The sequence below is a fragment of the Shewanella algidipiscicola genome (genome assembly GCF_900380485.1).
GTDB lineage: Bacteria > Pseudomonadota > Gammaproteobacteria > Enterobacterales > Shewanellaceae > Shewanella > Shewanella algidipiscicola.
The window spans coordinates 129,044-144,166 of the sequence record NZ_OXJV01000018.1; the positions used below are offsets into that span (position 1 = coordinate 129,044).

At 48.5% G+C, this 15,123-nt stretch carries 13 protein-coding genes; 3 read left to right on the top strand and 10 right to left on the bottom strand.

All coding sequences use genetic code 11. From position 1 onward, the window contains the following. Positions 1-129: 129 nt before the first annotated feature. The gene (locus tag DN599_RS14455; RefSeq protein WP_110458296.1) at positions 130-675 is read left to right on the top strand and encodes a hypothetical protein; all 546 of its coding nucleotides are present in this window, start codon (positions 130-132) and stop codon (positions 673-675) included. 144 nt (positions 676-819) lie between these two features. Here DN599_RS14455 and DN599_RS14460 read toward each other — a convergent pair whose 3' ends face one another. From DN599_RS14460 to ftsY, 9 genes are all read right to left on the bottom strand, one after another. Next, on the bottom strand, positions 820-1,530 hold the full coding sequence (locus tag DN599_RS14460) for a TorD/DmsD family molecular chaperone (RefSeq protein ID WP_110458297.1): 711 nt from the start codon (positions 1,528-1,530) through the stop codon (positions 820-822). Positions 1,531-1,603: 73 nt separating this feature from the next. Beyond that, positions 1,604-2,281 (bottom strand): DMSO/selenate family reductase complex B subunit, encoded by a 678-nt coding sequence (locus DN599_RS14465; protein WP_110458298.1) that lies wholly within the window; start codon positions 2,279-2,281, stop codon positions 1,604-1,606. Between the two features lie 14 nt (positions 2,282-2,295). Continuing rightward, positions 2,296-4,827: a DMSO/selenate family reductase complex A subunit gene (locus DN599_RS14470; protein ID WP_110458299.1), complete on the bottom strand. Its 2,532-nt coding sequence runs from the start codon at positions 4,825-4,827 to the stop codon at positions 2,296-2,298. A gap of 40 nt (positions 4,828-4,867) precedes the next feature. Continuing rightward, on the bottom strand, positions 4,868-6,877 hold the full coding sequence (locus DN599_RS14475; RefSeq protein WP_110458300.1) for an MtrB/PioB family decaheme-associated outer membrane protein: 2,010 nt from the start codon (positions 6,875-6,877) through the stop codon (positions 4,868-4,870). Between the two features lie 17 nt (positions 6,878-6,894). Next, complete coding sequence (locus tag DN599_RS14480) at positions 6,895-7,842, bottom strand: DmsE family decaheme c-type cytochrome (RefSeq protein ID WP_110458301.1); 948 nt, start codon at positions 7,840-7,842, stop codon at positions 6,895-6,897. Positions 7,843-8,625: 783 nt separating this feature from the next. Continuing rightward, positions 8,626-9,483: an RNA polymerase sigma factor RpoH gene (gene rpoH / locus DN599_RS14485; RefSeq protein WP_110458302.1), complete on the bottom strand. Its 858-nt coding sequence runs from the start codon at positions 9,481-9,483 to the stop codon at positions 8,626-8,628. Between the two features lie 258 nt (positions 9,484-9,741). Then, the gene (gene ftsX / locus DN599_RS14490) at positions 9,742-10,707 is read right to left on the bottom strand and encodes a permease-like cell division protein FtsX (RefSeq protein WP_110458303.1); all 966 of its coding nucleotides are present in this window, start codon (positions 10,705-10,707) and stop codon (positions 9,742-9,744) included. 14 nt (positions 10,708-10,721) lie between these two features. Further along, positions 10,722-11,411, bottom strand: a complete 690-nt coding sequence (gene ftsE, locus DN599_RS14495; protein WP_110458462.1) for a cell division ATP-binding protein FtsE — start codon at positions 11,409-11,411, stop codon at positions 10,722-10,724. A gap of 131 nt (positions 11,412-11,542) precedes the next feature. Beyond that, a complete protein-coding gene (ftsY, locus tag DN599_RS14500) occupies positions 11,543-13,168 on the bottom strand; it encodes a signal recognition particle-docking protein FtsY (RefSeq protein ID WP_110458304.1) in 1,626 nt (541 codons plus the stop codon). Between the two features lie 248 nt (positions 13,169-13,416). On the opposite strand from ftsY, the gene rsmD reads away from it, so the two are divergent. Both rsmD and DN599_RS14510 read left to right on the top strand, forming a co-directional pair. Further along, the gene (gene rsmD, locus DN599_RS14505) at positions 13,417-14,007 is read left to right on the top strand and encodes a 16S rRNA (guanine(966)-N(2))-methyltransferase RsmD (RefSeq protein WP_110458305.1); all 591 of its coding nucleotides are present in this window, start codon (positions 13,417-13,419) and stop codon (positions 14,005-14,007) included. After that, positions 14,007-14,288, top strand: coding sequence for a DUF1145 domain-containing protein (locus tag DN599_RS14510; RefSeq protein WP_110458306.1), 282 nt, complete (start codon positions 14,007-14,009; stop codon positions 14,286-14,288). Before rsmD ends, DN599_RS14510 begins: the two co-directional genes overlap by 1 nt. 61 nt (positions 14,289-14,349) lie before the next feature. Here the strand turns inward: DN599_RS14510 and DN599_RS14515 are convergent, their stop codons facing one another. Further along, entirely contained in the window at positions 14,350-15,111 is a 762-nt protein-coding gene (locus tag DN599_RS14515) for a type II secretion system protein N (RefSeq protein ID WP_110458307.1), read from the bottom strand. Between the last annotated feature and the right edge of the window lie 12 nt (positions 15,112-15,123).

Consider the following 15,123-nt stretch of genomic DNA (forward strand, 5'->3'; position numbering starts at 1 on the left):
CTTGTTGCCCCACAATGCTAGGCGCATAATACGCACTATGTGATAAGGCGAATCTCGGTGGGGAGTGACTCACGATAAACGCTATGTCACTTAGCTATGACACTAAACCGACACTAAACTGGCTACACTATGACACTACTACGCTCTATCGGTCAGCAGTGGACTAAGTCCACCTTGGCCCATCGCCTCAGTTTAAGTTTGCAGCAATCAGTTAACGTGCAGCAACTGTTTGGTGGCGCCACCTCATTAAAGACGGTCGCCCATACCATATCCGCATTGGTTTTTACCCAAGGCCAACCAGTGTGGTTGCCGCCGATGGAAGATGCCGCAGAGCATGCCTTGCCGCCTGAGTTAACCCTGCACTGCTTGTTCGAAGCCAGCCGTCTGCTGTTTGTCAAAGAGTTAGAGCAGGGCCAACTGAGCCAAGCCGAACACCTGATCCTCACCATCGCCAACCAGTGGAGTGTCGAGCTGCAAAAAAGTCCTGCCAGACAGGCCAACAAGCTTAGCGAGCCACGCGATGAGCCCGTTGAGCATCACCTGTTAGGCGCAAGTGAGCTCAGCGATAATGGCAAGCAGCTATGCCACTTATTGCAAACTATTCACACTCAGTTAGAGCAGGCGCGCAGCCAACAGCGTCAGGTGAGCCGCAATATGGGCCGCAACCCCAGCTAAATAATAAGCCCGCTCTCTTATCGAGAGCGGGCTTATTTGTCTGACCTTATATCACGCTCGGCGACGAGCGCGTTAACTCACTCGTGAGCCAAGGCGGGCGTTTTCACAGGCTTTATCGCCACAGATGCTTAACGATACCCATGCTTAACGATATAAGCGGGTCTCTTTCGGCAGTAGTTGAAAATCTTGTTGTAACTGCCCCAAGAAGTCGCTGCCAAGCAAGGCTAAGCCACGATAAAAATCTGTGGTGGCGTACTCATAAGCGAGAGCGAAACAACGCGGCGCCCACGGCAACAGGTGTTGCTGCAGTAACACTTGGGTAAAACGCACCAGTGCATCATTTTCAGGCTCTTGGCTTAGGCGACCAAAGGTTTGATCCAGCACCGCAAAAAACAGACCGATATGATCTAAAGGCTGTGGAAAATCCACCTTAACCTCTACCCCATGCGCCCGATAAAACGCCATTAGCGCCATGGTCGATTTGTCGTTGAGCAACTGCTCCTCGCCCAAATAGACCGACCCTTGCGGCACGGCATTAGGCTCACCCGGACCAAAAAATAGCTGGCCATAATCCAGTTTAAGGTCAACCAGTTGTACTTCGTCACTCGGGTCCGACTGCCCAGCCACCCAGCGCTGTAAATACTCACCGAGCAAGGCTCGCCCTTGGGTATTTTGCTGGCGCTGCGCAAATACCGGCCAGCTAGCAGCGACATCACACTCTGCTAATCCTTGCACCAATTCGGCATCGGGATAGCGAATTAAACAATGATGCAAGATGCGCGCTAAGCCTTGATATGCCTCTAAATCGATTGCGGCTAAAGGCGCTTTACTGACAGACTCTACTTTTGAAGACATGATTTACCTTACAAGCTAAGCGGGCTTAAATTGCCCGCCGCTTAAATACCACTTAAAGACTAAAATGTAACACTTAAACCTCTGATGGATTTAAGATGCTACCTTCACCGCTGCCTGCTGGACGACCGTTAACATTGGCCTTGATGATCAGGTTAGGTGATGTAATTGAAGGTGATGGCAGTGGCGCAATATGCCCGTCACCGTCACCATATTTAGCGCGTAAATTCTCCATAGTATCAAAGTCTAACGCACGCAGCGGGCAAGACTCAACACACACGGGCTTACGGCCTTCGGCGATGCGCTCAAAGCAGCCATCGCACTTAGTCATCACTTTACGCTCACGGTCGATCTGCGGCGCATCATATGGACAAGCCCGAGCACAGCTTTCACAACCGATACAGATATCTTGTGCAACGTGAACCAAACCGTCTTCACGGCGCTTATGCATGGCACCGGTTGGGCACGCCTTAACGCATACTGGCTCAGAACAATGGTTACAGCCGATCGACATGTAGTAAGCAAAGACATTTTGCTCGAAACAGCCGTTGTTGCCGACAGTCCAATCGCCGCCGCCGTATTCATAAACACGACGCCAAGTGACGCCATTTAACGCAGGTAAGCTATTGTCTTGTGGATTACTGTTATTACGAATGTTATTGCTTTGACGGTCTTTGCAAGAGACGTGACAGGCTTTACAGCCAGTACATTTAGTGCTGTCTACATAAAAACCGTATTGAGTTGATTCAGTCATAATTCACTACTCTCTTAAATCTTTTTAATGGCAACACGGATGGTGTGCTGTGGGTTACCTTTAGCAACAGGGCTTGGCTGATAGCGAGTCAGCGAGTTAATTGCGCCGCCTTCGTCTAGCGTATGACCTGTGCTACCGACAGTGTTACCTGGGCTATACCAAGCGCCTTGACCCAGAGCAAATACCCCTGGTGCCACACGTGGAGTCACGCGCACCTTCACGGCAATCGAACCACGCTGGTTGTACATCTCAATCTTGTCGCCCGAGCTTAAGCCGTGCAGAGCAGCGTCCATGGGGTTAACCCATACCGCATCCTCTACCGCTTCGCGCAGCCAAGGCACATTGTGATAGCTTGAGTGTGTCCGCCCCTTAGTATGGTAACCCGCTAACTGGATTGGATAATCCACCTTAGTGTCTTCATCTTCATAACCATCCCAAGTCACTGTGTACTGCGGGATAGGCGTGATGGTGTCACCTTTGATGCCACTCGGATTTTGCGCACTGTTCTCTTGAGTCCAGTTAGCCGCGCGCCATGCCAGCTCGGCAGAGTAGATCTCAATTTTGCCACTTGGCGTAGTTAGCGCTTGACCATCCTTAATGTAACTTTGCAGAGCCACGTGGTTGTCGTTCATGTTTTTACGGAAGAAGCCAATCGCTTGGGCCTCTTTGTAAGTGGCTGGAAACGCTGGAACCACACCTAAGTTTCTGCTGCTATCTTTGGTTTTTTGATACAGCTCTTCAAGCCACTGGGCTTCCGTTTTACCCTCGGTAAACTCGGCTTCACAGCCCATATACTTGGCAATTAACGCTGCCGCTTCATACATAGACTTACAATCCCACATAGGATCGATAGCCGACTTCATGGCGGTGATATAACCCAAGGCACCTGATGCATAAGAGTCGTTCACCAGATCGTTTGACTCTAACCAGCTGGTATCAGGCAGGATGATGTCGGCAAATTTAGCACCCGGCGTCATCCAACAATCACAGCTAACAATCAGCTCAACCCCGTTTTCTTCATCACGTAAGATGTCGGCGGTATTATTGATCTCGGCGTGCTGGTTCAGTAGCGAGCTGTCTGAAGCAGAGATGATCACCTTGATGTTAGTGCCAAGCGGAGTATCCAAGTCGTCGGTACCACGAATACCGTGGGTCCGCGCCGTCATGGTTTTGCCGTTGTGAATCGCCTCGCTCCACGTAAAGAAGGAGATGCTTTCTTTCACAGGATTTGAGCCCGCAGGAATGCCCGCGCGGTACATACCGCTCATGTATGGCAACTCACCGTTAGAGGCCCCCAAGTTACCCAATTTGCCGGTTAATACCGATAGCATGTAAAGCGCGCGCATGCTCTGCTCACCGTTAGCTTGACGGTTAACCCCAGCGCCAACCACGATATAGGGGCGCTGCGATGCCATTAAGTCATCGGCAATTTGCTTGATTTGCGCTTCGGGAATACCGGTGATCTTTTCTGCCCACTCAGGCGTTTTCAACGGTTCGCCAGCATAAATGCCTGCACTTAAGATGTAGTCACGGTAGTTGTCGTCAGGGTTCATCACCTGAGCGTACTCTTGCTCTTTTTTATCGCTACTGGCGGCAAATATCGCTTGTTGCGCCGCAATCGAAGCGGCGTCATAACCGACGGTAAACTGATTGATAAAGTCGAGTGAATTCGCATCGACCCAACCTGTGCTTATCATCTGGTATGCAATCGCTTCGGCCAGTGCAGCATCGGTACCGGGGCGAATGGGTAACCACTTCGACTCTTTGCCTAGCATGGAGTCGGTATAACGCGGGTCAATCATCACCACTTTTAGGCCGTTCGATTTTTGCAGGGCTTTTAAGTAATCGTAACCCTCGCCCGAACCAGACTGACGGATCTCGCTTGGGTTGTAGGCGATACCTAATAGGAAGTCACTGTTTGACAAGGTCACAGTGGAAGACCCACTGGTGCTGCCGGTACCAAAAGTGTGCTTCGCAGCTTCCATCTGCTGCGCCCAAGAGTAGTTACCATAGGCATTTAGGCAGCCACCGTTTAAGTTGAATAAACGGTTAAAACAGGCATTGGAGGCAAAACCATAGTAAGCCCCCGAACCGTAACTACGGAAAATGGCTTTGTTACCATGCTCGGCAATCACCGAGGTTAATTTGGTACCAATCGTCTTGGCAGCTTCATCCCAGGTGATAGGCACAAATTTACCTTCACCACGCTTGCCCACACGCTTCATTGGGGTTTTTAAACGGTCAACCGCATAGGTACGTTGACGCAGTGAACGGCCACGTGCACAGGCGCGTACTTGATAGATGTCGTCACCATCAGTAATGTCATGATCGGTTTCAACGCGGGTGATCACACCATCGCGACTGAAAACTTTAACAGGGCAGTTTGAACCACAGTTAACCAAGCATGAAGACCAAGTGATTTGCTCATCACCTACAGGTGGCGTTGGTGGGACCACATTGGCATCATCAGAGCTGGAATTACAGCCGGTAACGGTTGCTGCGCAGCCCAGTGCAGCGCTCATTTTTAAGAAACTTCTACGTTCCATAATCTTGTTTTCCTCAAACTTATTTAATAACTGAATCAACTCACTTCAACTTGTAGCTGAAGGTCAACATCAGTTGATGGGCGTTATAGTTGTGGTTCAGGTCACCCAAGGTGATTAAACCTGCAATGCTATCGGGGGTGACCGAAGCGCTGTCGGTATCGAAATAACGTTCGTACTGGTAAGCCAGCTTTAATGCCATTTGTGGCGATAACAGGTATTGCCCATATAAGCTCACACTGTGGTTATAGGAGTAATACGCACCATAGTTGTCGCTGCTATAGCCATTGACGCCTGTGTTGCTGTCAGAGTTAGCAAATAGGTAATCGACACCTAAGGTTAATCTGTCTTGCATCAAGCCTGAGTAGGTCGCACCTAGACCCAAGTTGATGAATTCATCCTTAATTTCGGCTTGCCAAACAGAGGCTTGATCGCCACTTTGGTCTGAATCAATCCACTGCTGGCCAGCAAAGGCGTACACGGCGAGCGGTTGAGTGACTTGAGCATGCACATTAACGTCATAACCATAATCTTGTGCTTGAGTCAGCCCGATGTCGGTCGCGTTGTAATCATCATTGGCATAGTAAGTACTTGCATCGAAGGTTAGCCAGGTGAGCGGTGTGTAACTGGCTCTGGCGTTGACTTCACTGCGCTTACGGTCGGCAAGATGATACTTGCGCATCAGCGACTCACTCTCTTCGCTGGTCAATTCATTGGCTTGATAATCGCTGCCGCCGCGATCGCTATAGCTGACACCAAAGTCAAGGATAAGCTTGTCGATAGCGCGAATGTTTAACTTGCTCCACAACTCGTTATCACGGGTCTCTTCGCGTTCTCCGTAGCTGCGCTCAACCTGCTTATAGTTGTAACCCGCTTGCAGGCGATAGCCGCTAGCAATGCGATAACTGACATCGGTTTTCAGCGTTTGGCGATCGATATCCATAGGGGTGTTTTGCTTAAACGCCCCCGATACTGGGTTGTATTCATACTGGGCAAAATCAAATACCGATGAGCGATTATCACGTTTGCTGTAATCGTAACTGGCGCCCAGACGTAAGCGATTACTCACTCGGGTGGTGGCCGCCAAGTGAGTATTGAGGGTGTCGACTTGGCCATCCCAGTTTTGGATGGGGTTGCCACTCATCTGCACTAAATCTTGATCTTGGATCATACGACCCGTCACCACACGGCCACTAAAGACACTCGATGCCAAGCGGTACTGGCCCGATAACGCCACTTGGTGGGCTTGGTTATCTGGGGTGGCGCTATACACATCGGGGGCATAAGGCAAACTAAGGTCGCCAACATTATTGTCGTAACGTGAACCGTGATAGCTCAGCTCTGACAACCAGTTACTGCCATCAAGCACCACACCAGCACTGAATTTATCTGTGGTTTCATCGACGGCGTTCGCAAAATTGATAGGACTTGGGCTAGTTAAACTAGCGCTGCGATGCCCGGTTTTCTCTTCATGGTTATAGCGGGCATAACTGCTTAGCCCTAATCCCAATACAGAGGCAAAGTCATACTCAAAGCCGATGCCGCTGCGCTGTCTTTGCAGCTCAAGATCCAGTATTCGAGTCTGCTCGCTTGGGGTCAGCATGCCGTTGTTTTGCCAAAGATTGGTGGCTGCATTGCTGCCATGATTGGTGGTGATTGTTTGATAATCTAGGTCAAATTTATATTGCCCAGGCTTGCCCGCTTGCATCTGGATAAAGCCGTTATCCATACCGAGCTGGTGCGCCTGTACATTGGCGCGGTACCCACTGCCTTGATAGGCCACATCACTGTTAACACCAGCGACAGCGCCATCGGTATCGGTGCCAAGCTGGTTGATGGCATGGTTGTCATCGGCATCGATAGCACCCACGCTCACGCCAACGCTACCACTGTGACCTTGAGGCTCGACGCAACGTTTACACTGATAACTGGCTTGGTTGATGGCGCTGGTATTGGCATGTTGAATACCAAAATCGGCCGCCAAGGCGCTAGTGCCCGAGCAAAGCAAAGCCAGAGTGATCAGGTTTAATGAAAAAGGGTTAATTGAACGCATAATACTCACTCCAAAGCTTAACGGGCAAAGTTGCTGCCAGCAGGATGGTTAGAACCATGGATCTTGCTGTGACAGTTGAGGCAACTTTTACCAGCACTAAATGCATCTAGACCTGCCTGAGAGCTAACGCGACTGGCATGACCATCGTCGGCGTGACATTGCTGGCACAACTGAGGGGCACGAGACTTAAGTAAGTTTTCGTTGACACTGCCATGGGCCGAATGACAGCTTGAGCAGTCCTCCATCACTGGCGCATGTTCCCATAGGAATGGGCCGCGTTTATCGGCATGACACTCGGCACAAGTTTCATTCAGGCTTGGCTTGATTAATGCGCTTTCAGTCATTGAGCCATGGGGGCTGTGACAGTCAATACAGGTCATCTGATCCCATTTCATTGGGTGTGATGAACGCTTATGCATATCGGCTTTGGCGCGGGTATGGCACGAAGTACAGGTATCATTGACCGTGAGGCGATCTAAGACTGGGTCTTTAGCACCATGGACATTATGACAATCACTGCACGCGACCTCTTCAAGGTTATGGGTGCTGTTATGCCACGCCATCTGCTTAGGATCGTTATGACAGCCCTGACACACACTGTTTTGGCTAGCTGCAGACAACTTGCTATCGGGACCAAAGCCAATCATCGGCTCTTTGCCGCCACGATTATGTGTACCTATGGGGCCATGGCATGCTTCACATTGCAAACCAGCCATAGGCGACTTGCTGTTGCTCATGTTGCCATGAACACCATCAAAGATAGCCATCACTTTGGTGTTCTTTTTATGACACATCAGACAGGAGTCAGCCCCTTTAGTGGAGTACTTCCCGGCAGAAAATTTATCTACCAACCTTGCTTCAAGCTGTTCACTCGATAAATTATCCCAAGGAGTAGCCTGGACACTCGATACCAGACCCAATATTGAAATAACCCCAACAGTGAATGCGGTGATTATTTTTTTCATATTTATATAACCCTACCCTAAATTAACCATCAGCTAATTTTTATGGCGCTATCGTTATTGCAAAGAGAGCTAATATAGTTAAAGCCAAGTGGTAAATGTAAATTGTTAAAAATTACAATTTAAAAATGCTGATAAACTCTAAAAAAGGTTAGTTGTGTGATCCAAAACACCGAGTAATCGAGAATAAATCTTATTAGCAATCAAGGATAAGTAAGAGATAAATCACTTATAAAACATGTCTATATTGAAAATGGCATAGAGATGTGAACATTATTTTGATACTGAATGGTTAGTCTTAAGTTACGAATATTAAGATGCACTATATATGTGTGTTTGATCTAGGTCTAACTTTGAAAATAATCTCTATTACAATTGAACTATTTTAAATCGATATCGAACATTTAATGACACCATTAAAATAGCAATAATCACTACTATCCTCATTAAATAAAGCGGATGCCATATTATCAACACATGACCTTCATCTAATTTAAATGAGATAGCACCTAGAAACTTAACCCCATAAATAATTGACACCTAAATAATGAATAACTAAACAAACAACGTTAATCAATAAAGTCAGCTAGTACTTTACATCAATGGGCTCTTGATTGATGGGTGGTAGTGAACAGATCTCAGATGTAAAGTGAAGATAGCCAAGACGTCTCCTCGCAAACATGACCTCGAGTCATGTGATGGGCATCAGACCGTTACTCACCTTAGGCTCAACATTGAGGCATAAAAAAACCTGCCAAATGGCAGGTTTTTTATATTGGATACAGCTTACATTTCCATGCGCGCTTTAAGCTTGTTCATGGCGTTTTTCTCAAGTTGTCTGATACGCTCTGCAGACACTTGATAGGTCGCTGCAAGCTCTTGTAACGTGGTTTTTTGGTCGTCTAACCAACGAGCCTGTAAAATGTGCTGGCTACGCTCATCAAGGGTTTTGATGGCCGCCAACAGGCGTGTTTGGTTATCGGCTTCTAAATTATCATTCTCAACCTGTGAGGCTAAATCCGAAGAGTGATCTTCAAGATAATGCACAGGTGAATAATCTTGCTCGTCGTCGTTATCACTTGCAAGATCGAATGCTGGGTCTTGTGCCGCCATACGTGATTCCATTTCGGTCACATCGGCTTTAGATACCCCCAGATTTTCGGCGACCATAGTCACCTCTTCATCACTAAACCAACCAAGACGCTTTTTAGCTTTACGTAGATTGAAGAACAATTTACGTTGTGCCTTTGTGGTTGCGACCTTAACGATACGCCAATTTTTAAGCACATATTCATGGATTTCAGCTTTAATCCAATGCACTGCAAACGAGACAAGACGCACACCCACATCAGGGTCAAAGCGCTTAACCGCTTTCATCAAACCAATGTTACCCTCTTGAATTAAGTCTGCTTGTGGCAAACCATATCCAGAGTAACCTTTGGCCACATGAATAACGAAACGAAGATGAGACATAATCAATTGCTTTGCCGCTTGAAGGTCACCCGTCTCTTGCAGACGCTTGGCTAACTCATACTCCTCCTGTGGCTCTAACATGCTAATGTTATGCGCAGACTGAATATAAGCCTCTAAGCTGCCGCTGCTTTGCGGAACCATTAGTGACATTGATTGCGTTTGACTTGTCATTAACGCTCTCCTACTTCTTATCTTGCAAAAATTTAACGCTATAAATGCTTTTATGACGCTTGAATACCTATTGCAGGTTGCCGCCTCTGGATAGCTCTAATGAAATGTAAGCTGTGACGCAGAGGCAAGCTGACGAACTATTCACTATCTGACAGTATATGTCAATACCACCGCTTAACGTGGGCTAATTTCACCCGAAACTATAGACAGTTCAAGTGAAATTTAGTTCATAAAACGCTTGTTATGCGCCGATAAATCTTAAGTCGGTTCGATAGCGCGCAGATGCTGTCTTACCGACAGATAGGAACCTAACCAACCTAGGAAAGACGCCAATAATACCAGTTGGCCTAACTCGGTAAGCGTCAGCGATTGCATCGTTAATGTACTGCCATACAGCCCGAGTAAATCGGCCAGTGCACCATCGAGATACCACACCAACAGATTGATAATGATCCACGCTAAGATGCCACCGATGACACCAAACCAGATGCCTGTGTATAAAAAGGGCCGCTGGATAAAGCTCTCTGTGGCACCGACTAATTTCATCACTTCGATTTCGGTGCGGCGGTTCATAATGGCCAAACGTATGGTATTGCCAATGACTAACACCACGGCTAAGACTAATAATAGTGCAATAGCCAATACCGTTCGCTCAAGCAATCTCACGACCGCTTGTAAGCGTTCTAGCCACTCAATATCGAGCCGCCCAAAACTCACCTCAGGCTCTAACTCCAGCTTTTTTAATAAGGCGCGTGCACCATTGGGGCTGGCATGCTTGATATCTGGGGTTACCGTTACCACAGCTGGCAGCGGGTTATCATCAAGATAAGCTATCGCCTCACCAAAACCAGATAACCGCTGAAACTCCTCCAGTGCTTGATCGCGATTAATATAGTTGACCGCACTGACTTCAGGATAGGCACCTATACGAGTGATTAAGCTTTGAATAGAGCGCTCGCTACGTCCCTCATCGATAAAGAGTGAGATCTCGGCGGCGCTGTTCCACGATTGGGTAATGGTCTCGGCATTTTTAACCAGCACTTGTAACGCCGCGGGTAAGCTTAAACTCACCCCCAGTACCGCCATAGTCATTAACGACGAGAGGGGATTACGCCACAATTCACCCATACTGCCCATGGCGTGCTGAATGTGACGGATAAAAAACATCACGATGCGCCCCGTAAAGGGAAGTTTGCTGCGGACTAATTGAGGTTGCTTATCCATATTTGATTGTCCGTTTATCCGTGAAAGACTTGAGACGGCGCCAGCTCATCACCGCCAATCACTCGCCCCTGTTTCAGGGTTAAAGTACGGTACTTCATGCGGGCAATAAGACCAAGGTCGTGGGTCGCGATTAACACTGTGGTCCCCGAATCATTAAAGGTTTCGAACAGACGCAAAATATCCATCGATAACTTAGGGTCTAAATTACCAGTAGGCTCATCGGCTAATAACAAGGGCGGCTTATTAACAATCGCACGGGCAATCCCCACACGTTGCTGCTCCCCTCCCGACAGCATAATAGGATAGTGACGCTCTTTGCCGTAAAGGCCCACCATATCTAAGGCTGCCAATACCCGCTTTTTAATTTCATGCAGGGCAAAGCCTTCAATCACCAACGGCAAGGCGATGTTGTCAAACACACTGCGATCCATCAATAAGTGATGATTTTGAAAGATCATGCCGATATCACGCCGCAAGTAAGGCACATCTTTAGGCCTAACTTTGGCGATATCGTGGCCATTAATGGCCACTCTACCGCCATTGGCGCGCTCGATCACACTGATCAACTTGAGCAAAGTGCTTTTACCGGCACCCGAGTGTCCGGTTAAAAACGCCATTTCTCCACGTTTTAAATGAAAACTCACATCGGTGAGTGCCTTTTGTCCACCTGGATAAATTTTGCTAACTTGCTCAAATCGAATCATAGTTACCCAATTATTGATGCCGCCCATCATTGACGGCGATACGTTATCTTATACCAAGCCAATCAACGCGTAATTTATTAATGCAACATTTTGCAGACATAAATCACTTTCGCTTAGAGGCGCGGTGGCGGTTATGATGACTCTTCGCTTTCTTGGCTAAACAGGGCATCGACAAAATCTTTAGCATCGAACGTACGTAAATCGTCGATCTGTTCACCCACACCAATGTGACGGATAGGAATACCAAATTTGTCGGCAATAGCGAAAATAACACCACCTTTTGCTGTGCCATCTAGCTTACTAATGGTAATACCCGTGACACCAACGGCTTCTTTAAACAACTGAGCCTGACTGATCGCATTTTGGCCCGTGCTAGCATCTAGGGTCAGCATCACCTCATGAGGTGCTGATTCATCTAATTTTTTCATCACCCGCACGACTTTTTTCAGCTCATCCATCAGGTGGGCTTTATTTTGCAGTCGACCTGCGGTATCGGCAATCAACACGTCGACATTACGGGCGCGAGCCGCCTGTAAGGCATCAAACAATACCGAGGCACTATCGGCCCCCGTGTGCTGGGCGATCACCGGAATATTATTACGTTGGCCCCACACTTGCAGTTGCTCAACGGCGGCGGCGCGGAAGGTATCGCCAGCGGCTAGCATTACCGATTTGCCCTGTTTCTGATATTGTTTTGCCAACTTACCAATAGTGGTGGTTTTACCCACACCATTAACGCCAACCATTAAAATAACAAACGGGCCATCGGGGTTTTCTGGCACTAAAGGTACGCTCACAGGTTCGAGCGTTTTCTGCATCTCTTCGCGCATCAACTCATACAGGGCTTCGCCATCTTTAAGTTGCTTACGGCTCGCTTGCTCGGTGAGGCTAGAGATTAAGCGCGTAGTGGTTTCTACTCCGACATCGGCAATCAATAGCTGCTCTTCAAGCTCTTCAAACAACTCGTCATCGATCTTTTTGCCTTTGAACAGGCCGACAAACCCACTACCGATATTTTCACTGGTGCGCTTCAAACCACGCTTAAGGCGGGCAAAAAAGCCCTCTTTAGTCGGTTTTTGTTGCGGCTCAGGCTGTTGCTCAGAGGCATTATTGGCAAGTTCTGCCTGCTCCGCAGCAATACGCTCGGCTTCGATACGGTCAAGTTCAGCCTGCTCTACTGCAAGGCGCTCGGCCTCTATGCGCGCAAGTTCTGCCTGCTCCACTGCAAGACGCTCAGCTTCGATACGGTCAAGCTCAGCCTGCTCCGCTGCAAGGCGTTCGGCCTCTATGCGAGCAAGTTCAGCCTGCTCTGCGGCAAGGCGCTCGGCTTCGATACGGTCAAGTTCAGCCTGCTCCGCTGCAATACGCTCGGCTTCGATGCGGGCAAGTTCAGCCTGCTCCGCTGCAAGGCGCTCGGCTTGGATACGGTCAAGTTCAGCCTGCTCCGCGGCAAGGCGATCGGCCTCTACGCGAGCAAGTTCTGCCTGCTCCGCTGCAATACGCTCGGCTGCAATACGGTCAAGTTCAGCCTGCTCCGCTGCAAGGCGCTCGGCCTCTATGCGAGCAAGTTCAGCCTGCTCCGCGGCAAGACGTTCGGCTTCGATACGCTCGGCTTCTATGCGGCCAAGCTCAGCCTGCTCCGCTTCGGGCGCTGTCGCCTCTGTTTCAACTTGAGATGTTACTTCTGCTTCGGGTGCCGCGACATCCTCTTTCGATTTGTCTTTACGGAACCAAGAAAAAAAACCTTTTTTTGCCATGGGTAATACCAGTACTCAACTAACTGCTTTAAAATTCGGTATGAAGTCGTTTTGTGCTCGTTATTATAACCAGATAGCGAGTCCAAATACGCAGCAAAGTGCGGCATTTTTAGCTAATGTCGGCGGCTTTTCACCATTTTTAACTGCTTTGCGTTAAAATGGCGACTTCAATTTAGCGTCACAGTCTATCACTTTCTCCGGTGAGGCCAAATCATCGCTAAAGGTATCCGTAAATTGACAGGTATAAGATGGCTAAAAATAAACCCTTAAGTGGGCAAGTACGCATTATTGCAGGCCAATGGCGCTCACGACGTTTACCCATTCATGATCTTGAGGGATTGCGCCCCACGACAGACAGGGTACGAGAAACCTTATTTAACTGGTTATCGGGCGATATTGCTGGCGCTCGGGTACTCGACTGCTTTGGTGGTAGCGGCGCACTGTGCTTAGAGTCGCTATCGCGTTACGCCGCCTTTGCTAAAGTGTTTGAACTGCAAACGAGTGCCGCCAAACAATTACAGCAAAATTTGCTGACCCTTAAATGTGATTGCGCCGAAGTCGTGCAGGGCGATACGCTGGCGCTACTACAGCAAACGCCAAGCCAGGGGTTTGATATTATTTTTATCGATCCGCCATTTCGCAAAGGGTTAGCGCAGCAGACGATTGCGCTGCTCAGTGAGCACCAATGGCTGAATAATAATGCGCAAATTTATGTCGAAACCGAAAGCGAGTTAAGCTCACTCACTGTGCCTAGCGACTGGGTGCAGCTGAAAGAAAAAAAAGCCGGACAAGTGATCTACCGTCTGTACCAGTATCAGCCTGAGATGGAAGACGCATAATGAAAACCTTGATCTTAGTGGGTAAAGCCATCACTTTATGCGCCTGGTTACTGATGCTGTATAACCTGTTTATCCCCATCGGTGACGACATAAGTCAACTACTGTCACTGCTGTTACTGCTGACTGTGGTGATGCACTGTGTGCAGTTACTGATTTTTCATCGCCTGTTTAACCCCTTACTGTCGCTGGGCAAAGCCGACTATGGCGCCGTGTTACTGTTTGGCGTGTTTAGCCTATTAGACTATCGTCAACGCGTGCTGGCCAACATGGTTAATCCTTAAGGCTGACCCATTAACGATCAAAAAAAGCACCCAAAGGTGCTTTTTTATTGAGCCATGAGCACTAGATCCCTGGGATGCGCCCTTGGAAGCTAATCGGATAATAACCTTGGCTGTCACGCTTACCTAAGAAACTTAGCGCCTGCTTGAGATCTTCAGGTTGTGCGGGCGTCTCTTTTATCTTGGCGCTAAGTGCAATCAACTTATTGTCTTTAAGTAACGCATTCCCTGTAAGCCCAAGCGCATTCATGGTCTCATCGGTGGCTAATTGAATATTGCCATCGACACAGCTTAGGCCCAGCTCAATATTGCCTAGCGGATATTTGCCAAACTGGTTATTCACCTGCAACTGCTGCACAAACAACTTGCCGTTAAGCTGCTCACACCAAGGTAAGCCTTGCTCCAGCTGCTGCACGATTACACTAAAGTGACCATCCACTTCGGCTCGAAACGGTAGACGCGTCTTGCCAATAAGAAAAGCGCTTGGCGCTTCAAAACGCAGCCCTTGGGCATTGATCCCAGACATAGACAGAGACACTTGGCCTTTACCGTTAACCGCCGTCGCCCGGCTGCCAATGGCAAAATCGATATTGGCCCTGCCCGACAACAGCCCCCACGGGCTCAATTGCCATTGCACCGACTCGAGTTGGCGCTGTTGCAACGCCACTAAACTGGCCTTGCCCGACCAAATGGTGCCCGACACCCCGCTGACACTGATCCCTTGGGGCAACGGCGCCAGCTGCAAGGCCACACTGGCCGGAAACAGCGCCAGCATAAAGCCACAATATAAGACCACACCTATGATTACCTTTTTCACTACACTCACTACAACACCTTA